We start from the raw sequence: 22352 nt of genomic DNA, 5'->3' as shown, positions 1-22352 counted from the left end.
GTAATAAATGTAGGTAAACCTTTTACTAAAACGTTTAATCTAAATAACTATAATTACTACAACGTTTTCGTGAGTAAGGATATATTTTATTATAGCGACTATCCGGCAATAACAACTTTTTTAAAAAAAAACTTTTTACATGCACATATTGCTGGTATGTATTTTCAACTGGGCCGTAACACGTTGCCCGCCCCGGCGTATGTATCTACTGTCATTTTGAAGTGCATCCATTTTAAGTAATGCGCATACAATCAGACTATTTTTCAATTATCTTTATCCCACACGAATAATTTACAATGAAAATTGCCACCTATAATGTTAATGGCGTAAACGGGCGCCTGCCGGTCCTGCTTCGCTGGCTGGGTGAAACAAAGCCTGATGTTGTTTGCCTGCAGGAGCTGAAAGCGCCGGAAGAAAAATTTCCGGAGCAAGCCATACAAGATGCAGGTTATGCTGCGATCTGGCATGGACAAAAAAGCTGGAATGGTGTTGCCATCCTTGCGCGTAACCACGGGATCAGCGAAGTATGCCGTGTATTGCCGGGTGACCCCGAAGATTTGCATAGCCGCTATATTGAAGCAGTCATCAACGGCATTGTTGTTGGTTGTCTTTACCTGCCTAATGGCAATCCCGCTCCCGGGCCAAAATTCGATTATAAGTTGCGTTGGTTTGAACGCTTAACGCTTCATGCTGCCGAACTCCTTGCATCCGGAAAGCCAACGGTACTGACAGGAGATTATAATGTAATGCCAGCAGAGATTGACGTGTATAAGCCGGAACGCTGGGTAGATGACGCACTGTTCCGCCCCGAAGTTCGTGCCGCTTTTAAAACCCTTGCAGCACAAGGATGGACTGATGCCATACGAAAACTTTACCCGGAGGAGAAGATCTATACGTTTTGGGATTATTTCCGTAATGCATACGGCCGTGATGCAGGTTTGCGCATTGATCATTTCCTGCTTAGTCCAAACCTCAGCAGCCGCCTCACCGGCGCCAACGTTGACCGCCATGTAAGGGGTTGGGAAAAAACAAGCGATCACGCCCCTGTGTGGATCGAATTGGCTGACGAGTAAACGGATCGTGCTTCCCTCCAACATAGGGTTATTTAAGTGGATAGAACCAGGAACAAAAATTGAAAAACTTTCAAATGCATGAACAAAATATTTTGCATTTGTATATCCATAGCAGCAAATATGAAATACTCAATCAGCCTGCTCACCTGCCTTTTAATCACAACATTTTGGCATACTTCAAATGCCCAAACAAACTGGCATCCTGAAAAAGGAAAAAAGTATATCATACTTTCCGAACAATCAAAAAGTCGTGTAGCCATTGCCGATATAGCAGCTCGGAGAATAGTATGGGAATGGAGGCCTTCCGTTCGTCCCGATATTAAACCGGAGCATGCCAAATGGTTTGAAGCGATGAGTGATGCAAAGCCGCTTGAAAATGGGAAATATATACTCGCCTGTGCTTCCGGCGGAGGTGTGGCGCTGATTCGCGTAGCCGACAAGAAAACAATGCTCTATGCTTATGCCGGCGGCAACACACATTCTGTTGAACAACTGCCCGATGGAAATATTGTGAGCGCTTCCAGTACGGGCAATTTCATGAGCATTTTTGTTACTACCGGTAAGGATGATCCCGAACAAACAGTACGTAAAGATTTTTACCTGCACGACGGACATAACCTGGTATGGGACAAAAAGAAAAAACGATTGTATACCGTGTCCCGGGACCAGTTAAAAACATATAATTATAATGCAAACAAAAATAATCCCGCATTTATACTGATTGACTCTGTAGCCATGCCCGACAACGGCGCTCATGATCTGTACAGGGCGTATAATAAAGATGCATTGTGGCTCAGCGCCCATTCGGCCATATTTAAAGTTGATGTGCAAAGCAAAAAAGCCGAGAAGGTAAACACACGGTTCGGAGAAAATATAAAAAGCGTATCATCCGGACCTCAAGGATATCCCACGATCATTATTCGGCCCAAAGAAAAGTGGTGGACAGACGAAGTATTAGATATTGAGGGCAACAGCATTTTCAAACAGCAGGGATTAAAAATATATAAAGCGAGGTGGTTGCTGTAAGCTCATCTCATTCATTAATATCCGCTGATACCTGCCAATGACAGATTAAAATTAAATCCGAAGCCGGGAATTCGAAATCCGGAGTAATGCAAAAAAAGCACCAAGAAAACAAAAAATAAGAACCAAATAATATTTAAATATAAAATTTAAACCTAAACGCAAACTCAACTCTTAAATATAACCATAGCACGGACTACTTCAGCATATCAATCCAATTATTTCTGATCGCATGTTTTGTATCTTGCACTTATCTGTGATCAAAATGAAGGAGAAATGATTAAAATTCCGTTCCTTTTTTTTTGCTGCTTATTATCTTTTACCGCTTTTGCGCAAACCAAACCCAATATCGTTTTCATACTGGCGGATGATATGGGCTATGGCGACCTGGGCTGCTACGGTCAAAAACATATTGAAACACCCCATATAGATCAACTGGCTGCCGGGGGAATACGCTTCACACAGTTTTATGCCGGCACGTCGGTTTGTGCCCCTTCGCGTTCCGCCTTACTCACGGGGCAGCATACCGGACATACTCCTGTTCGTGGCAATTATGAAATTCAACCTGAAGGACAATTGCCATTACCCGATACTGCCTATACCATGGCTGAAATGCTTAAGAAAGCAGGATATGCCACAGGTGATTTTGGCAAATGGGGATTAGGATACCCGGGATCAGCAGGCGCTCCCAATCAACAGGGCTTCGACCGCTTTTTTGGCTACAACTGCCAGCGCCAGTCGCACAACTATTTTCCCGATCACCTTTGGAACAATGATAGAAGGATAGACTACGCCAACACTTCCGTTAACCAGCAGCATTATGCACCCGATCTCATCCAAAAGGAAGCCCTTGCATTTATTGATGAATACAAATCAGTACCTTTTTTTCTATATCTTTCTTATACTTTGCCCCATGCGGCTTTGCAATTGCCAAAAGACGACAGCGTATTTGCGTATTATAAAAGAAAATTTAATGAAGCGCCAAAAAAAGTAAACGCGTCATGGGATGGTAACGGCTATCAGCCGCAGGCTTACCCTCATGCAGCCTATGCGGCAATGGTAACTAAGCTGGATAATTATGTAGGACAGGTAGTGGAAAAATTAAAAACACTGGGGATTGAAAAAAACACCCTTATTATTTTCACAAGCGATAACGGCCCTCACCGCGAAGGCGGTAACGATCCCGCATTCTTTAACAGCAGCGGCGGTTTCAGGGGGATAAAAAGAGACCTGTATGAAGGCGGCATACGCACTCCCATGATTGCTTATTGGCCTGCTGTTATCAGGAAAAGTAAGGTATCCGGTTTCGCCGGGGCCTTTTGGGATTTTATGCCAACCTTTGCCGCAATAGCCGGTGCGCCTGCACCGCCACATACAGATGGCATTTCACTACTCCCCGAAATTTCGTCGAAAGGCAAACAAAAGGAACACGAATTTTTATACTGGGAGTTTCATGAAGATGGTGGCCGCCAGGCTGTTCGTGCGGGCAAATGGAAAGGAGTACGCTTAAACATTATGAAAGACCCCGATAGCCCCATCCAATTGTATAACCTTGATGCTGATCCGGGTGAAACAAAAAATGCGGCTGCTGAAAATCCTGCCATAATAGAGCGCATAAAAAACATCATGCAAAATGAGCATGCGGAGAATATAAATTTTCCTTTCATTAAAAAATGAAAAATATACGGATGAAAAGAATTACACTAACAGCACTGATGCTCTTCGCCGCCTGTACTGCACTCACGGCCCAGCCAAAAGCAAAACGTCCCAATATCGTCATCATTCTTTCAGATGATCACGCTTACCAAACCATCAGTGCGTATGGCAGTAAGTTCATGCAAACCCCCAATATAGACCGTATTGCAAAAGAAGGTGTGCTGTTCAGCAAGGCCTATGTTACCAACTCTATTTGCGGGCCAAGCAGGGCTGTTTTGCTCACGGGTAAGTATAGCCACAAAAACGGATTTAAAGATAATGAAACCTCCAATTTCAATGCCGGGCAGGCCCTCTTTGTAAAGCAATTGCAGGCCAATGGTTATCAAACCGCGTGGATAGGCAAGTATCATTTGGGAACACAACCACAGGGCTTCGACTTCTGGCAAATATTCCCCGGGCAGGGCAGTTATTACAACCCCGATATGCTGATGATGGACGGCAGCAGGAAAAGAATAGAAGGATATGCCACCAATATTGTTGAGGATGTAACCGAAAACTGGTTAGACCAGCGGGATACCAGCAAACCTTTTTGCCTGGTGATCGGGCACAAATCAACCCACCGTACATGGCTACCCGACACAACAGACATGGGTATGTTTGATGATGTAACTTTTCCCCTACCTGAAAATTTTTATGATGATTACGATAACAGGGCGGCGGCAAAAGTGCAGGATATGACCATTGCCAAAACCATGATATTGGGTTATGATCTGAAAATGTTGCCTGCCGATAACAAAGAACCCGCGATTACGCGGATGAATGCTGCGCAGCGTGCCAAATTTGATGCCTACTATCAACCCATTTATGCAGATTTCAAAGCCCGTAACCTGTCGGGCAAAGCACTAACAGAATGGAAATATCAACGCTATATGAAAGACTACCTGAGCACAGCAGCTTCATTAGACAGGAATATAGGACGCACATTAGATTATTTGGACCAGCATCAATTAGCCAATAATACCATAGTAATGTATTTATCGGACCAGGGATTTTATATGGGTGAACATGGTTGGTTTGATAAGCGTTTCATGTATGAAGAATCATTCAGAACACCCATGATGATGCGTTACCCGGGCGTAATTAAGCCGGGCACAAAGCTGAACGAATATGTAATGAACCTTGATATAGCGCCCACCTGCTTAGATGCCGCCGGTGTGACTATACCGGAATACATGCAGGGTAAATCCATGTTGCCTTTGCTGACCGGTAAAAAAGTAAAAGGCCGTGAAGCAATGTATTATCACTATTACGAAAATGGCGAACATTCCGTATCACCTCATTTTGGTGTGCAAACAAAAAAGTATAAGCTGATCCGTTTTTACAAAAGAGTGGATAGCTGGGAACTCTATGATCTGCAAAAAGATCCGCACGACATGCATAATCTGTATGGCAAAAAAGGATACGAAAAAATTACAAGACAGTTAAAATCACAGCTCAATGCATTGATAGCACAGTATGAAGATGAATATGCGAAACAAATACTGAACAGTGAATAGCCTGCACGATAATACCATATGTAATCACAAAAAATAACCTTTTATACACAGCAAAATGAATAAGAACAACCTGATAACCTTAGCATTTACATTACTGTGCAATATCGCTTTCGGCCAGGAGGCAAAAGAAAACTATGTTTTGATACATCCAAGCGATACGGAAAAAGACATCATTGCCAAAGCGGCCAATGTTACGCCCTCTCCGCGACAGTTGCGCTGGCAACAACTGGAGCTGACAGCCTTTTTTCATTTTGGCATCAATACTTTTACCAATAAGGAATGGGGGGATGGAACGGAAGACCCTCAAATTTTCAATCCCACTGCATTGGATGCAAAGCAATGGGTGATCACTGCAAAGAACGCCGGCATTAAACAAGTGATCATTACAGCTAAACACCATGACGGTTTTTGTTTATGGCCTACAAAAACCACCAGCCATTCTGTGGCAGGCAGCCCCTGGAAAGAGGGCAAAGGAGATGTAGTAAAAGAAGTAGCCGATGCCTGCCGCGCATATGGCATCGGGTTTGGTATTTATTTATCGCCGTGGGACAGGAATGCTTCCGTATACGGAACAGATGCATACAATGATTTTTTTGTTGAGCAACTCACGGAATTGCTCACCCGCTATGGACGTGTGGACGAAGTGTGGTTTGACGGCGCCAATGGTGAGGGGCCCAACGGGAAAAAACAGGTATATGATTTTGAAAGATGGTATAAGCTTATACGTGAGCTGCAGCCCGCTGCTACCATCGCCATTATGGGACCGGATGTAAGATGGGTAGGAACAGAAAGTGGTTATGGGCGGGAAACAGAATGGAGCGTAGTGCCGGCTAATAATTTAGATCCGTCTGAAATTGCTTCGGGTTCCCAGCATGACCTTGCTTTTAAGCCACAGGGCGATATGACCGGGAATGATCTGGGCAGCCGGGAAAAAATTGTGAATGCAAAAGGATTGGTGTGGTATCCTGCAGAAACGGATGTATCTATACGTCCGGGATGGTTTTATCATGCCAAAGAAGATGACAGGGTAAAGACACCTGAAAAGCTGCTTGACATTTACTACAGCTCGGTAGGAAGGAATGGTGTTCTACTGCTGAATATTCCACCCGATAAAAGGGGGGTGATCCATGAAAATGATGTGGCTAACCTGATGGCATGGAAGAAAATAATTACTGAAACTTTTACCGTGAATGTTGCCAGTGGAGCAAGACTGAACATTGGGAACAGGGGGAAGTCCATTCTTGATCACGACTACGATACGTACTGGACCACCAGGAAAAAAGATACTACTGCTGTTATTGAGCTGAAGCTGAATGGCAGTAAAACATTTGACGTGCTGCTGTTACAGGAAAACATTACTATCGGGCAGCGTATTGAGCAGTTTGTTCTGGAATACCAGGATGGAAAAAAATGGAAGAAAATTACGGAAGGCACAACGGTAGGGTATAAACGATTGATCCGTTTTGACCCCGTAACGGCAAGCAAAGTACGGCTTCGTATCCTGTCATCAAGACTAAATCCCACCCTCGCAGAATTTGGATTGTATAAGCAGGTTCAACCCTGAAGGACAGTATAAGGTTTCAGGTTTGAGGTTTCAGGGAGGTCTCAGATCTGAAACCTGAAACGTCCCGTTTCATATTCCCTGAAATTCCCCTATTTTTGCGCAGCTATTTTAACAGCAATAATATATAACATCATGTCGGTCTTAGTTAATAAGCAGTCCAAAATAATTGTTCAGGGTTTTACCGGAACGGAAGGTACTTTTCATGCCACTCAAATGATAGAATACGGAACGCAGGTAGTGGGTGGTGTTACGCCGGGTAAAGGCGGACAGCAGCACCTTGACCGCCCGGTATTCAATACCGTTGCGGATGCTGTAAAACAAACCGGTGCTGATGTGTCCATTATTTTTGTGCCTCCTGCATTTGCTTCCGATGCCATTATAGAAGCCGCTGAAGCGGGGATCGGCCTTATTATTTGTATAACAGAAGGCATACCCGTTCAGGATATGATCAAAGTCAAACACTATCTTACCGGCACTTCATCAAGGCTTATTGGCCCCAATTGCCCTGGTGTTATTACGGCAGACGAATGTAAAGTAGGTATCATGCCGGGATTCATCTTCAAAAAAGGAAGGATTGGTATTGTTTCCAAATCGGGAACACTTACCTATGAAGCGGCAGACCAGGTGGCTAAAGCCGGCTTAGGCATTTCCACTGCCATTGGAATAGGTGGTGATCCTATTATTGGTACTACTACCAAGGAAGCTGTGGAACTATTTATGAATGATGATGATACAGATGCTATTGTAATGATTGGCGAAATTGGCGGCAGCATGGAAGCGGAAGCAGCAAGGTGGGTGAAAGAAAATGGCACCAAACCGGTAGTTGGTTTCATAGCAGGTCAAACGGCTCCTCCGGGAAGGCGTATGGGTCATGCAGGCGCTATTGTTGGCGGTGCAGATGATACGGCAGCGGCCAAAATGAAGATTTTGAGGGAGTGCGGCATTTCGGTTGCCGACAGCCCGGCGGATATTGGTAAAACAATGGCTGAAATAATAGCTATGAAGGCGGCAAAGAACCCGGCAAAGATATAAGCGCTGCTGAAGCAATTAGAAACCACTTAATCCATATATTTCAGCATTTCTTTTTTATATCCTTTTTTGTCAGGCATTTGCAAACTAAGATAATGCCAGTTATGGTTTCCTTCAATTAGAAGCGGTCCCGTGTTGGTGATGGCAACATCCCATCCTACAGAACGGTTTTCCGGGATACGTAATGCTGCCTGTGTAACCAACCGAAGGCATTCACTCCAGAAAGGAATTTCGAATCCGATAAAGTGAACTCCTGTAACCGGGTGTATATATTCATCAGGTTTGGTAATATCAGCATATATTCCCGGCCCCACAACCTTACCTGAGTCTTTATCCACCGGCACAATAATATTACCCGCAGACACATTATCCACTTTTGAATTAATGCTGATCCGCAATCTTGCTGCTATAATTATAACTTCCCCTTTATACAATTGAGTAACCAGGCGTACTGTATTAAGCGCTGACGGTGATAAATTCATTAGTACATTGTTCTGCAAAACATATGTTTCCAGGAGGTTAAAATTATTCCTTTCCATTTTTTCAATTAAGCAGTTCCTGTTCAGGGAGGCTGTTTCACAAACTTCGACCGCTTTGCCGGCCTGCCCGCGTGAATGCTTTAAAACAATTTTAGCCGGAGCGCAATTCAAAAAAACATTCGCAAGTTCGGCGTCCGCTTTAATCATGCTGAGTGTAGCCCAGTTCCTGCCGGCAAAATCATCAAACCTTTTTAAAAATGCTATTTTATCAGAAAGTACAGTTCTGTGTTTTTTAGGATTCATTTTTAACTGGTACTCATACATCGCTCCTGATCCGATATACTCGTTCCGTTCATTTATACCAAGATTATAAAACTTGAAAGAGAAATAGTCCATAAAAGAAATTTTATACTTTATGGATGAAAACAAAATATCTTTCAGCAAAAAAACGGTAGAAACATTTTTTTCATTTTTTACATATCGCATCAGTTTCGACATTTCTGCCGGAGACGTGTGCAGGAGATAGTACGGGATATAAATCAAGTGGCGGATCAAAGCAAAAGTTTAGGTTGTTTAAGCAGATAATGCATTTTAAAATGATAACGATTTCAGCAACATCTTATTTGGTAAAGGTCACAATAACGGGTATCCATACACTTAATTATTGTCATTTTTGCCATTGGGCACTTTACCTTCAGCATCTAACATACGCATGGCTTTTACATCCTGCAAAAACTCCGAAGCAAAAATAAAATCATTGAGCTTTTTACTTTTGCTGTATATGATCTGTTTATTGCTTCCCTCCCACTCCTTTTCACCTTCATACATATAAATGATATGATCCCCGATCTCCATCACGCTGTTCATGTCGTGTGTATTAATAACCGTAGTCATATTAAATTCTTTGGTTACCTCGTAAATTAATTTATCAATTACCAGAGAGGTTTGCGGGTCGAGACCCGAATTGGGCTCATCGCAAAAAAGATATTTCGGATTTAATACGATGGCACGCGCAATGCCCACACGCTTTTTCATGCCCCCGCTTATTTCTGCGGGGAATTTTTTATTAGCATCGTTAAGATTAACCCTGTCTAACACTTCATTTACCTTCTTTAATTTCTCTGTATACGTTAACCGGGTAAACATATCCAACGGGAACATTACATTCTGCTCAACAGTCTGGCTGTCGAACAGGGCCGATCCCTGGAATAACATACCAATTTGCTGGCGAAGCTCTTTTCTTTGCTCTTCCTCCATAACGGTAAAACTTTGACCACTATATAATATTTCCCCTCCATCAGGCTCAAACAGCCCTACCAAACATTTCATAAAAACGGTTTTGCCGCTTCCGCTGGCCCCAATAATAAGGTTGGCTTTGCCTGCTTCCATTACTGCACTTACATCATTGATCACTACTTTATCTCCAAAACTTTTATGTAAATCTTTTATTTCGATCATAAGGATATATTGATTTTATAAGAGCAGGGCCGCCAGTATATAATCGGCGAATAATATCATAATACAACTGGTTACCACTGCGGTAGTACTTGCCTTTCCGATTTCCAGTGCACCACCTTTTACAAAATACCCAAAATACGCGGGTATACTTGAAATAATAAAAGCAAATGTATACGCTTTATACAACGCAAACCTTACATTAAACGGCTGAAACCCGCTTAACAATCCCTGGTCGAATTCTTCGCGGGAAAGAATGACAGCCATAGTTCCGGCGAGGCGCCCACCCCAAATACCCAATACGCCGGCAACAATTACCAGCAAAGGGATCATAATAAAAGATGCCAGTATCTTGGGCATGATCAGGTAGGCTTTGGTGTTAATGCCCATAATTTCCAATGCATCAATTTGTTCACTCACCCGCATATTACCCAGTTCACTGGCAATTTTGCTGCCCACAACACCTGCCAGCACAATGCACGAAATGGTGGGGGCAAACTCAAGAATCACCGTATCACGTACTATTTGCGCGATGGTTGATTTGGGAATAAGATTACTCACCAACTGGTAGGCCGTTTGCAAAGTGGATACCGCACCAATAAATAAAGCTACCACCACTACAATTCCCAATGATCCGATGCCAATATCCGAACATTGGTGCATCAATTCTTTCCAATACATTTTCCAGTTTTCCGGCCTGGTAAACATTCCTTTTATCATCAATAAATACCGGCCAAAATGATTAAAAAAATTCATGCGGTTAATTTATAATTGCAACAAAAATACCTGAAAAAGCTCAATCATGTTTTATACAAATGTGTTACCACAAGTTCTCTCAGGTGGATACGAAGAATCTCAGCCATGCTGTGGCATTCAAGAAATTTTTCGTTGCCGAAATATTGCGCCAGTTCCTGCGACAGTTGCTTTATTTTTTCAGGAGGCGCCAGTTCGTCCGTATCAACCGATGCTTTCAGATCACCGAGGCGATGCCTTTGTGATTTGATTCGTTTAAAAAGCTGGGCACGCTCCTCCTGCCGGTATTGCTCTATTACCTCAGCATTAAGATGCTGCTGTACCAATTGTACAAAAACCCTGTTTTCCTTGAAAAATTGTGGTAAGTAAAAGTTTTTCCGCCCTTCATAAGACTGCTGGTCAAAATCAATGGCACGTATACAAAATTGCACATCATCAAAATCCTGGGTAATATCAAATACAAAATTATAGCTTCTCATGTCGCCCAGTAATCGTGCAAAACAACGTTCATTGAATTTCACAAATTCCTTGGCAATACGTATAGGATTAAAATCCGGGCGGTGGAGAAACTCGTTAATAAACATATCGCCAGGCACCCCGGCAATGTGTTCCTCAATTAAAGTATCATTATCTACCAGGTAATTCATATAATATGGCGACAGCAGGTGCTCTAATTCAAGTCCCAGTATACGCGAGGCATCTGCTTTTTTTATGTAGAGGTAGCTGTATACGTCATTATAGTTATTGACTACTTTAACCCGAAAGGGCTGTGAATTGCCGAATACGCAAAAGTCAATTCTTTCTACATGTAAATGATCTTCGGCCTGGTTGGCTCCCGCTGCTTTGATAAAAGAATATATTCTAATGAGCGCATGATGAATTTCGCGGGTAAGTGATTGATGGTAAAATACCGTTTCCCATAAAGTATCTTCGCCATTTTTATTATAACATGGCATAGCGCCCTGGAAATGCCTTAATGATTCGTAAGAAATAGGCAACTGTATCTCCCTGCCATAGCGTTTTAAATACTTTTTAAAAGATTTGCTTACAGCATATACATTTTTCTTGCGGGAAATATGATTATGATTTTCCTCGCTCATTCCATTACAAATTTATTATCAAAACCATGTACATATTCCGTCTTTTACATCTTACAGGATCGCACCACAGGCGTGGCAGGAATCATAAATTACTGTTTTGTATTCACTTTTTAGCCTGGGTTTTCTTTTTGTCTTTGACCGGTTCTTTCTTTTTTGCATAAGTTCCTTCAAAAAAACATTTAATACCCCGGTAATTGCCACAACCCTGCACCTCACTGACCGTTACCTTATTTGCAGAAAATGCCAGTTGAAGTACACAGGCGTCACCTGTTTGCCGGTACTGGGCCACATTGGGTTTTACCAGCGCAGCTTCGCCTTTCAGTTCGCCGGAGCAATCATCTTGTCTTTCAAAATGTACGAAGAATAAAATTCTTTTTGCATCTTTTCCATCCCGTATGGAAACAAAATTCTTTTTGTTCTGCACATAATCGCCGGAAAGCTTATTATTCTTTGAAAAAGTATCAATCGGATTATATACTTCTTTGGGAACTACAGGCTCATTTGATTCAATTTTAATAAGGGTAAATACGCCTGCACTATTATATACATAGGCATTCAGCTTATAATAATTCTGCCCGTCTGAAGCTTTTTGCGTTTGACTTGTAGTAATGATTAAACGTTTATCAATGCTGCCTGTTATTGATTTCCGGTGGTCAGGATTATTTCTCACCAAAGGCATGGCTGCTTTAAAATTCTTTTCTTTATCAAAGCATAATATATAGGCCATTTGCCTGGCAAGCGTTGCTGCCTTTATCAGGAGGTAGGTTTCCTTGTCTTTCTCTTCAATTTTGCCTAAAGCATAAAATTTAGGCTGGGTATTTTTTCCATAGTCATTGCTATATACACTGTCTGGCACAAACTGGCTCAATATTTTGGTGCTGATCAGTAAAGAATCAGGGAGCTTCCTGTTGATTTGTGTGTCGGCAATGGCATAAGGCAGGGGAAGCTCCTGGAAGAACTCAATAAAGTCATTGATATCTACCGGTTCCTCACCCGAAAGATCTTTCTTCCTGCTTTTACAGGCCAGCAAAATAAGCGTAGCAACACAAATGGTTAAAAACTTCTGCATAATACCGGATTTCAACATGTAAAATATGGCTTTTTGCATTTTCCACCACATAAAAAACAGGATTCAATTGCCCGATGCTGTATGCTGTTTCAAATCTGACGGAGTTTTAAAGGCATCCTGTATGGATGATTCCCGCCCGGTACAAAATAAATCGGCAAGAAGATTTAAAAAACTGAAAAATTATTTTTAGATTAGCCTAAAATTTAACTTAGTCATAGTGAATTATTCTGTTAGTGAAGAAGACTACATTAAGGCAATCTACCATTTACAGCGCGATCAGCAAACGGTGAGTACCAACGCACTGGCAGCCGAACTAAAAACAAGGCCGGCTTCTGTAACCGATATGCTGAAAAAGCTGAAAACAAAAAAACTGCTGCATTACCGGCCTTACCAGGGCTTTAAGCTCAACCCCGAAGGGCGCAAAGTAGCATTGGGCATTGTACGCCGGCACAGGCTATGGGAATATTTTTTAGCCGAAAAGCTAAAATTTGGATGGAACGAAGTACACGATGTAGCCGAAGAACTGGAACATGTGGGCAGCAGGAAACTGATTGACCGGCTGGATGAATATTTAGGCTTTCCCCGTTTTGATCCGCACGGTGATCCTATCCCGGATAATGCGGGTAAGATGCACGTTAAAAACCAGGTAAAGCTAACCGAACTCCCTTTGAACATTACGGCAAGAGTAAGCGGTGTGGCGGATCAGTCTGCAGACATGCTTGAACTGCTCAAACACCGCCATATTGCTATCGGAACAAACATAGAAGTAATAAAGAAATTTGACTTTGACCAGTCGCTGGAAATTAAAACAGGTCCCGGAATCTTCTTTAGCATCAGTAAACAGGCCGCTCAAAACATATTTGTACATTATGAACTGGAGAAGGAATTCAGATGTATCGCTAAGCGAAGTGCATGAAAGCATAGACACTACACAATCGCACAATAAACCAAAGTGGAAGCGCGCCATGGCTTTTCTGGGACCCGCTTACTTAGTGAGTGTAGGGTATATGGACCCTGGCAACTGGGCTACGGATTTGGCCGGAGGCAGCAAGTTTGGCTATACGCTCATATGGGTACTGCTGATGAGCAACCTGATGGCCTTATTGCTGCAAAGCCTTTCTGCCAGGTTAGGTATAGTACGCGGACGGGATCTTGCACAAGCTAACAGGGAAAGCTACCCGATGTATATCAACTTTGTCCTGTACATATTAGCTGAAATAGCCATTGCGGCAACCGATCTTGCGGAAGTTCTGGGTATGGCAATAGGGCTGCACCTGCTCACCGGCATTCCCCTGCTGTGGGGGGTGAGCATTACTGTATTAGATACCTTTTTATTGTTGTTCCTCCAACGTATGGGAATGCGTATAATGGAAGCATTTATAATAGGGCTGGTGGCAGTGATAGGCGTATCTTTTTTAATTGAGATATTGCTTGCCAAACCGGATATTGCCGAAGTTGCTACAGGATTAATACCCAGCCTGCCCAATAATGAGGCATTGTATATTGCTATCGGTATTATCGGTGCCACCGTAATGCCGCACAATTTGTACCTCCATTCTTCCCTGGTACAAACCCGCAAAATTAAAAGAGATGAAAAAAGCATCCGCTACGCATTAAAGATGAGTGTAGTAGACAGCACCATTGCTTTGAATCTTGCATTCCTTGTAAATGCGGCTATATTGGTGCTGGCTGCAGCCACCTTTTTCAAAACCGGCCGCACTGAAGTTGCCCAATTGGAAGAAGCACACCAGCTTTTATCGCCATTGCTGGGCAGCAGTATAGCTTCCGCACTTTTTGCCATAGCATTAATTGCCGCCGGGCAAAGTTCAACCGTTACCGGCACCCTTGCCGGACAAATTGTAATGGAAGGCTATCTCCGGATACGTATTAACCCATTACTAAGACGACTGATCACCCGCCTTATAGCCATTGTGCCTGCATTGATCGTCATTGGTATTTATGGTGATAAAGAATTAGACGCTTTGCTGATCCTGAGCCAGGTGATCCTGAGCTTACAGTTAGGCTTTGCCGTTATACCGCTTATTCATTTTGTAAGCGATAAAAAAACGATGGGCCAATTTGCTATAAAACCCGTTACCAAATTCTTTGCATGGTCCATCGCCCTCATCTTAGTATACCTTAACATTAGAATGGTAGGCGGCGAGTTTACCGCCATTTTTGAAAACCCAGGCAATGTATTCTGGAAATTTGTTATTATCACCGCCGGCGTTTTCTTCTTCAGCCTTTTGCTATATATTAGCTTCCGTCCTTTATTTTACAAAATTGCCAAACCCGCTTCCCTTACAGTACATCCGGATATGAAAGACAGCTTTGATTTGAACATACCGAAATTTGCCAAAATAGCCATAGCGCTGGACTTCAGTAAAAGCGACAGCAAACTGATATCGTATGCCATTGCACAGGGCAATACTCATGCCACCTACCTGCTCATTCATGTAGTAGAAAGCGTTTCTGCAAGATTGCTGGGAAGAGAAAGCGATGACTACGAAACAAAAGAAGATGAGAGAAGATTGCTGGCATATAAAAAAACATTGCAGGAAAAAGGATATAAAGCCGACATCGGGCTTGGGTTTGATAAAAGAGCCGGTGAAATTGTACGCATTACTAACGAACAGCATGCCGATATGCTGGTAATAGGCGCTCACGGGCATAGTGGCTTACAGGATTTTATACATGGGCAAACGATAAACACGGTAAGGCATGAATTGAAGATACCGGTGCTGGTGGTGAATGTGTGAGTGAGTGGTTGGTTAGTTGATTGGTTGATTAGCCGACATACTTCTCCTGTACCTTCAACAGTGGTGCCCTGCGACCTGTACCCTGAAACCTGACCCTTCTTTCTCAAACTATTTCAGTAATTTCATTCTATTCATCACGCTAACCTTTTTTATGATGATCAAAACCTTTGGAAGCGCTGTTTATGGGGTGGAGGCCCTTACCATTACGGTGGAGGTAAACATTACCGGCGGAAAATTTTTCTACATGGTTGGACTACCCGACAATGCCGTAAAGGAAAGTGAACGGCGCATTGAAAGCACTTTAAAAAATAGCGGGTATTATATGCCCCGTATTAAAGTGATTGTAAACCTTGCCCCTGCCGACATTAAGAAAACCGGAACTGCTTTTGACTTACCCATCGCGCTGGCCATCATGGGCGCCAGCGAACAATTACCCAATGCTGAGCGACTTGCAGAATATGTAATTATGGGCGAATTAAGCCTGGATGGGAATATTCAACCTATTAAAGGAGCGTTACCGATCGCCATTACAGCAAGAAAAGAAAAGTTTAAAGGGTTGATACTACCCATACAGAATTGCAGGGAAGCGGGCATGGTAAATAACCTGAACGTATATGGAGTGAGCCACATCAAAGAAGTGATTGATTTTTTTAAAGATGAAACTTCGCTTCAGCCTGTGGTAGTTAATACGAAAGAAGAATTTTACCAGTCGCAATGTAATTTTGAGTTTGACTTTAGCGATGTAAAAGGGCAGGAAAACATCAAACGCGCATTGGAAATTACTGCTGCCGGCGGGCATAATGCCATATTAATAGGACCACCCGGCGCCGGAAAAACCATGTTAGCCAAACGCCTGCCTTCTATTTTACCCCCGCTTACTTTACAGGAGGCTTTGGAAACCACAAAAATTCATAGTGTGGCAGGCAAACTTCCCGCCAATACTACGCTCATTTCCCGCCGGCCTTTTCGTTCTCCACACCATACCATCAGCGATGCGGCACTGGTAGGCGGAGGTGGAATGCCTCAACCCGGCGAAATATCCCTGTCGCATAATGGGGTATTGTTTTTAGACGAATTGCCTGAATTTAAAAGAACAGTACTTGAAGTAATGCGGCAACCCATGGAAGAAAGAAAAGTAACCATTTCCAGGGCGAAAGTGGCAGTAGATTTCCCGGCCAGCTTCATGCTTATTGCTTCTATGAATCCATGCCCATGCGGCTTTTATAATCATCCCGAAAAAGAATGTTCATGCCCGTCGGGAACGGTTCAGAAATACCTGAATAAAATTTCTGGTCCACTTTTAGACAGAATTGATCTGCATGTGGAAGTTACGCCAGTTCCATTTTCAGCCCTGGCTGCCCAAAAAGGAGGTGAAGATTCTGCCTCAATAAGAGAAAGAGTTATTGAGGCAAGAGAAATACAGGCTGCAAGATATACTGGTCATGAAGGTATTTATTGCAATGCACAGATCAGCAGCAAAATGCTAAAAGAAATATGTGCTATAGATGCCGGAGGACAAACCCTGTTAAAAACTGCCATGGATAAGCTTAATCTTTCGGCAAGGGCTTACGACCGGATCCTTAAAGTTTCACGAACTATTGCAGACCTTGCAGGTAACAGCAGTATTAAAACAGAACATCTTGCTGAAGCTATACAATACAGGAGCCTCGACAGGGAAGGCTGGGCAGGTTAACTTATATAATACTATTCATGCGCTGCCGCATATCCAGCAAAAGTTTGCGATACACTTTCTGACCGCTCTCCTTCGGATTTTCAACGGTAGCCCCTGGAATAATAAGCTTATAAATAAAATAGACGGTTTGCCATGCCGTTTTTCTAACAATACGTAAATCCATCCAAAAATTAGCATTTCTCACGTAAAAGGCATCCCACTGGTAACGTTTGAAAATGCTTTCGTAGGTTTTAGCCGGACCACGGAAACCTTTAACCTGGGCCAAACCGGTGATGCCAGGCTTTACGATACTGCGAAATCTATAATTGTCAACAACCTCTGCAAAATTCTCACAGTCACTGTGCATGTGTGGACGAGGTCCCACGATAGTCATATCCCCTATCAAAACGTTAAAGAACTGTGGTAATTCATCAAGATTAGAGTTGCGTAAAAATTTTCCCAATCGGGTAATACGCGGATCATTCTGAACAGCCTGTTTGGAATCAGCCTCTTTATTCACTACCATTGTTCTGAACTTATAGCAATTAAAAGACCGGCCAAGGAAACCTACCCGCTTCTGCACAAAGAAAACGCTTCCTTTTGAACTCAACTTAATTATTAGGGCGACAACAGGCAATAACCAACTCAGTATAAATACGATAACCGCTACGGATAATACAATATCAAAAGACCTTTTAGCGACAAGATATTTTTTTCTTTGCCGTATATATGTACGGAATGATTCGCGATTCTTTAATTCTAAAGTTCGGTCGTAGGATAATGGTTTAACACTTGATACAAACATTATGGTCTTCTTTTATAGATTCCTGTAAAACTCCACTCTTCGGGTGCTACCTGGTTTTCTAATTATTTACATAGGAACGCCTATGCATATAAAAAAATTAAGCCAATCTTTTCCTTTTTGATATCTTTCACAAAAAATTTTCATTTAATATATTGAACTAACTAACACAATGTTTTAGCAGTTCATTTTTTTGACACTTTGCATTTGGATAACGTTGCTTGCTAAGAAAAATTTTACGGGAAGAAATAAATTATAAAAAAAATATTGGCATAAGTATTTATACTTAAACCTAATAAGGAAAATAAGACTTTAGCATCTGCGTTTAAGTCATTTTAGAAGAATCGCAGGATATTCTCCCGGCAAGTCATCTTTAACAATTACTAAATCTATAACTTTACAGTTTTTACTTATATCATTAACTCGCTGAATTTTTTACCCATGGCAGAATCTAATAATTCCTCAAGCGATTATATATCGCCTGAGACAATAAAGGGAGTATTTTTAAACATTTTTAGTCTTTTCGCCACATTTATTTCCTTTCTTTTTTCATCAATCAAACACTATTTTCTGCTGATTATTTTATTTGTGATAGCAGGCTTACTCTCAGCATATGCATATTACTCGTTTTCTCCTTCATACTATAAAACGGAAATGATTGTTCAGCACAATGAATTAACACGAAAAACCTACCACGGAATAATCGAAGGTCTTAATAATCTCATTGCTTCAGAATCTTATTCAAAGCTGGCAACAGAATTAAAAATAACGGAAAACTCTGCCCGAAAAATAGGTTTAGTTGAAGCAGTAAGTATAAATAATGAACCGCTGGCAAAAGATACCTCTACCAAAAAAATTCAATCCTTTAAAATAAATGTGCTGCTTTCCGACAATACAATTATTGATACACTTCAATTAGCTCTTGTAAAATATATCAATAGCACTCCGTTCCTCCATAATCTCAAAGAAGGTCAAAAAAAAATATACAGTGAGCAGCTTTCATATATTGAAAAGGAACTGGAAAGGCTGGATACCTTAAAAGAAAAATATAACCGGTATTTATTAACATCAAAGATTTCGGCAACTTTTTACAATAATGACTTCGACCCGGCCGGCATTTACAAACAATCCATAAAACTTTCAAACCAAAAAGAAGCCATTTTGGAGTGGTTCAATCATGAAAGTGAGGCCATTTCGGTTATTGATGGTTTCAAAACCCCTTCCTCCCCCCAATCTGAAAAACTTAGAGATATTCTGCTGATCGGCTTGCTCAGTGGATTTTTAACAGGTTTTTTTGTTGCACTTATTTTATCCCTGAAAAAACTAACTAAATGACATATAAATCAGCTATCCTGCATAATGACTTAACTCGTTAACACGGATGATAAATAAAATTCAGCAACAGGTAAAGGGTTTTATAAAACGGTATCAGGAAAATATTTTTTTAAAAAGACTTTCAACAGTCCTCCTCATTGATATTTTTGTAAAACTTTCGGGTTTCGTTCTTTTACCTGTTTTCTTGCGGCTGATGACCCAGGATGAATTTGGCTTGTATAACTATATATTATCTATATTAAATACTTTTTCATTGGTCCTGAATTTTGGGCTGTATATTCCACTAACAAAGTTTTATCACGATTCGAAAAACCCGCAGGAAAGGGGGAAACTCCTGTATACGCTATCGGTAACCTTGGTTATTACCATGTGCGTTACGCTTATTCCTTTATATCTTTTAAAGATTGATTACTGGTTCGTTAAACTTCTTTTTCAAAACCCTATTGACTATCAAAGCTATCGTTTTGTCATTTTTTTCTCTTTGTTGGCCACTATTTTTTCATTTATGCTGACGAATTATTTTTATTCAGCAGAAAGGATCGGGTTGATAAAGAAATATAATATCGCAAGGATCATTGCCATTAATATATTTGTTGTGGGTGCTTTATATTTCATCCCCGGAGATAAAGCGAATACCAGGCTGATTTTTACCTATGCCATAGAGTTTATTTTATTTTGCTTCTTTCTACGCTTCCTGGTAAAAAAATTTGTTCCCCGTTTTGATAGAGACATTGCCGTAAAATCATTAAAGATGGGCTTTCCTATTATGCTTTCCGCCATAATGGGTATTGTCATAAATTTTAGTGATAAATTTTTCCTGGAAAGGTATGGCGACTTCAAGACGCTGTCGCAATATTATCTTGCCATTTCCTTTGCGGGAATAATACCGGTAATTTTTACTTCTATTCAGAACGCATGGCTTCCGTTATTCATGAAAGAAAAAAACTTAAAAACAAATCTTTCTAAAACCAATCAACTGTTCAAAAAATTATTTATAGTATTTACAGGTATAGGCATTGTTATATGGCTGCTGTTTTTTACTTTATTACGAACAGGGATAATCCCATCCAAATACGCCGAGGTGGTATATATATTACCTATACTTCTTGTTACCAATATTTTTGCTGCTTTAACACCCATTTTGAGTAATTATATGATCTATTTTCAAAAAACCTATATCGTTTCCCTAACAGGTTTATTTGTTTGTATTATTAGTATGCTAAGCAGCTATTTTTTTATCAGGAGATGGAATATTTACGGAGCAGCGGTAGCATCTCTGGTTGCTAATATTACTTATTTGTTAATTTATTATATTATTGTAAAATCATTAGCGAAAAAATACCTGATACACAACCCAGACAGTAAAATAACAGTTGCATGAATATATACCGGCAAATATGGATTTATATAAAATTCTCGGTAAAGCTATTTATTAAAAAACCCGGTTTTTATACATTAAAAACAACTATAGGCTCCTTTCCTGCCTGGAGAGCCCATCTTGAAGAGAAGAGCCTTATGTCGGAAAGGATACCCTGGCTTACCTTTCCCTCGCTCCATTTTCTAAAACAAAAGATCAATAGTCAAATGATTGCTTTTGAATACGGATCTGGAGGCTCAACTCTTTTTTGGTCAGAAAATATAAAACAGGTTATTTCGGTTGAGCATGACAAAGAATGGTATGCCAGAATGAAGAGCATACTTGAAACACGCAGCATTAGCAATGTTCAATATTTTTTAATTGAACCCGAACCAGGCAACCCGCTTGATAAGAAAGACCCGTATAATCCGGATGATTATGCATCTGATGACGATGCTTATATCAATAAAAGTTTCGAAAATTATGTAAAAAAAATTGATGCGTTTCCACCCAATTATTTTGATATGGTTATTGTTGATGGAAGGGCCCGCCCTTCCTGCATTAAGCATTCGTTAAATAAAATTAAAATAAACGGGTATTTAATCATTGATAATTCTGAAAGAAGCTACTATTTAGCCTCTTTTAAATTTGATAACAGCAGGTGGAAAAAATGGGATTTCCCAGGACCTGTACCCTCTAGCTACTCTTTTTCACAAACAACAATCCTTCAAAAAATCAGCGAATGATTCCCGCACCTATCCTATTATTCACTTATAACAGGTTGCCGCATACCAGGAATACCATAAATGCATTGCTGCAAAACAAAGCCGCCGCTCAAAGCGACATCTATATTTTTTCTGATGGCCCCGCCCATGCAGCTATGATCGACAGCGTAAAGCATGTAAGAAATTATCTGAAAACGATCAAAGGATTTAAAAATATATATATTAAAGAACGTACAAAAAATTATGGACTTGGAAATAATATAATTGAGGGGGTTTCTGAAATAGTTAATTCAAGAGGGCGCGTAATAGTGGTTGAAGATGACCTTATTAGCTCACCCTATTTTTTAGATTTCATGAACGATGGGCTGCATACCTATCAGGATGATGAACAAGTGATCAGCATTCACGGATATACTTATCCTGTTAAGCAAAAATTACCGGAAACATTTTTTATTAAGGGTGCGGATTGCCTGGGTTGGGCAACATGGAAAAGGGGTTGGAAAGACTTTGAACCAGATGGTGCAATTCTCTTGAAAAAACTAAACGAATCTAATCTAACATACGAATTTGACTTTAAGGGTAATTATCCATTTACTCAAATGCTAAAAGATCAGATTAATGGGAAAAACACCTCTTGGGCTGTAAGGTGGTACGCTTCCGCATTTTTAAAAGAAAAATATACGTTATATCCCGGAAAGTCATTGATATACCATACAGGAGGCGATGGAAGCGGAACCAATACAGGTTTGGATAGTTTGCTCGATGTTCGGTTAGCTGAAACACCTGTACAATTAAAAAAAATAAATATTGCTCAAAATGCTGACGCATATAATGCTTTTGCAGAGTTCTATAAAAAACTAGCAAATCCGCCTTTTCTGTATAAGGTAAAACGAAAATTTAAACAATATATCCATAACCGGCACCGATCAATAGACCGCAGCTAAT

The 22352-nt window shown here is 41.0% G+C and carries 19 protein-coding genes; 13 read left to right on the top strand and 6 right to left on the bottom strand.

The annotated features are described in order from the left end of the window. Positions 1–296: 296 nt before the first annotated feature. From xth to sucD, 6 genes are all read left to right on the top strand, one after another. Entirely contained in the window at positions 297–1073 is a 777-nt protein-coding gene (xth, locus tag FRX45_RS05345; RefSeq protein WP_152267361.1) for an exodeoxyribonuclease III, read from the top strand. Positions 1074–1193: 120 nt separating this feature from the next. Then, complete coding sequence (locus tag FRX45_RS05340; protein WP_152267360.1) at positions 1194–2099, top strand: DUF6528 family protein; 906 nt, start codon at positions 1194–1196, stop codon at positions 2097–2099. Between the two features lie 273 nt (positions 2100–2372). Beyond that, entirely contained in the window at positions 2373–3773 is a 1401-nt protein-coding gene (locus FRX45_RS05335) for an arylsulfatase (RefSeq protein ID WP_152267359.1), read from the top strand. Between the two features lie 11 nt (positions 3774–3784). Next, on the top strand, positions 3785–5308 hold the full coding sequence (locus FRX45_RS05330; protein WP_152267358.1) for a sulfatase family protein: 1524 nt from the start codon (positions 3785–3787) through the stop codon (positions 5306–5308). Positions 5309–5363: 55 nt separating this feature from the next. Beyond that, entirely contained in the window at positions 5364–6872 is a 1509-nt protein-coding gene (locus FRX45_RS05325; protein ID WP_152267357.1) for an alpha-L-fucosidase, read from the top strand. Positions 6873–7004: 132 nt separating this feature from the next. Beyond that, positions 7005–7904 (top strand): succinate--CoA ligase subunit alpha, encoded by a 900-nt coding sequence (sucD, locus tag FRX45_RS05320; RefSeq protein WP_152267356.1) that lies wholly within the window; start codon positions 7005–7007, stop codon positions 7902–7904. Between the two features lie 26 nt (positions 7905–7930). Here the strand turns inward: sucD and FRX45_RS05315 are convergent, their stop codons facing one another. The 5 genes from FRX45_RS05315 to FRX45_RS05295 form a co-directional block, all read right to left on the bottom strand. Further along, positions 7931–8866 (bottom strand): sugar-transfer associated ATP-grasp domain-containing protein, encoded by a 936-nt coding sequence (locus tag FRX45_RS05315; RefSeq protein ID WP_193311591.1) that lies wholly within the window; start codon positions 8864–8866, stop codon positions 7931–7933. A gap of 171 nt (positions 8867–9037) precedes the next feature. Beyond that, a complete protein-coding gene (locus tag FRX45_RS05310; protein ID WP_152267354.1) occupies positions 9038–9838 on the bottom strand; it encodes an ABC transporter ATP-binding protein in 801 nt (266 codons plus the stop codon). 15 nt (positions 9839–9853) lie between these two features. Beyond that, positions 9854–10591, bottom strand: a complete 738-nt coding sequence (locus tag FRX45_RS05305; RefSeq protein ID WP_193311590.1) for an MlaE family ABC transporter permease — start codon at positions 10589–10591, stop codon at positions 9854–9856. Between the two features lie 44 nt (positions 10592–10635). Further along, on the bottom strand, positions 10636–11688 hold the full coding sequence (locus tag FRX45_RS05300; protein ID WP_152267353.1) for a hypothetical protein: 1053 nt from the start codon (positions 11686–11688) through the stop codon (positions 10636–10638). Between the two features lie 103 nt (positions 11689–11791). Then, positions 11792–12757: a hypothetical protein gene (locus FRX45_RS05295; protein WP_152267352.1), complete on the bottom strand. Its 966-nt coding sequence runs from the start codon at positions 12755–12757 to the stop codon at positions 11792–11794. Positions 12758–12974: 217 nt separating this feature from the next. Between FRX45_RS05295 and FRX45_RS05290 the strand changes: the two genes are divergently transcribed. The 3 genes from FRX45_RS05290 (at position 12975) to FRX45_RS05280 (ending at position 17209) form a co-directional block, all read left to right on the top strand. After that, positions 12975–13673: a metal-dependent transcriptional regulator gene (locus FRX45_RS05290; protein WP_152267351.1), complete on the top strand. Its 699-nt coding sequence runs from the start codon at positions 12975–12977 to the stop codon at positions 13671–13673. Beyond that, the gene (locus tag FRX45_RS05285) at positions 13627–15516 is read left to right on the top strand and encodes an Nramp family divalent metal transporter (protein WP_152267350.1); all 1890 of its coding nucleotides are present in this window, start codon (positions 13627–13629) and stop codon (positions 15514–15516) included. The genes FRX45_RS05290 and FRX45_RS05285 overlap by 47 nt, the downstream gene beginning before the upstream one ends. 151 nt (positions 15517–15667) lie before the next feature. Next, positions 15668–17209, top strand: a complete 1542-nt coding sequence (locus FRX45_RS05280) for a YifB family Mg chelatase-like AAA ATPase (protein ID WP_152267349.1) — start codon at positions 15668–15670, stop codon at positions 17207–17209. Between the two features lies 1 nt (position 17210). Here FRX45_RS05280 and FRX45_RS05275 read toward each other — a convergent pair whose 3' ends face one another. Next, a complete protein-coding gene (locus FRX45_RS05275) occupies positions 17211–17993 on the bottom strand; it encodes a sugar transferase (RefSeq protein WP_152267348.1) in 783 nt (260 codons plus the stop codon). Between the two features lie 438 nt (positions 17994–18431). Between FRX45_RS05275 and FRX45_RS05270 the strand changes: the two genes are divergently transcribed. The 4 genes from FRX45_RS05270 to FRX45_RS05255 are packed head-to-tail and all read left to right on the top strand — an operon-like array spanning position 18432 to position 22351. Then, complete coding sequence (locus FRX45_RS05270) at positions 18432–19325, top strand: YveK family protein (protein WP_152267347.1); 894 nt, start codon at positions 18432–18434, stop codon at positions 19323–19325. A 46-nt stretch (positions 19326–19371) separates the two neighbouring features. Next, positions 19372–20706 (top strand): lipopolysaccharide biosynthesis protein, encoded by a 1335-nt coding sequence (locus FRX45_RS05265; protein ID WP_152267346.1) that lies wholly within the window; start codon positions 19372–19374, stop codon positions 20704–20706. Further along, a complete protein-coding gene (locus FRX45_RS05260; protein ID WP_152267345.1) occupies positions 20703–21428 on the top strand; it encodes a hypothetical protein in 726 nt (241 codons plus the stop codon). Before FRX45_RS05265 ends, FRX45_RS05260 begins: the two co-directional genes overlap by 4 nt. Beyond that, the gene (locus FRX45_RS05255) at positions 21425–22351 is read left to right on the top strand and encodes a glycosyltransferase family protein (RefSeq protein WP_152267344.1); all 927 of its coding nucleotides are present in this window, start codon (positions 21425–21427) and stop codon (positions 22349–22351) included. Before FRX45_RS05260 ends, FRX45_RS05255 begins: the two co-directional genes overlap by 4 nt. Position 22352: the final 1 nt, after the last annotated feature.

The organism is Agriterribacter humi (genome assembly GCF_009192765.1).
GTDB classification, from domain to species: Bacteria; Bacteroidota; Bacteroidia; order Chitinophagales; family Chitinophagaceae; genus Agriterribacter; species Agriterribacter humi.
This window is presented reverse-complemented; position numbering and strand designations above follow the sequence as displayed.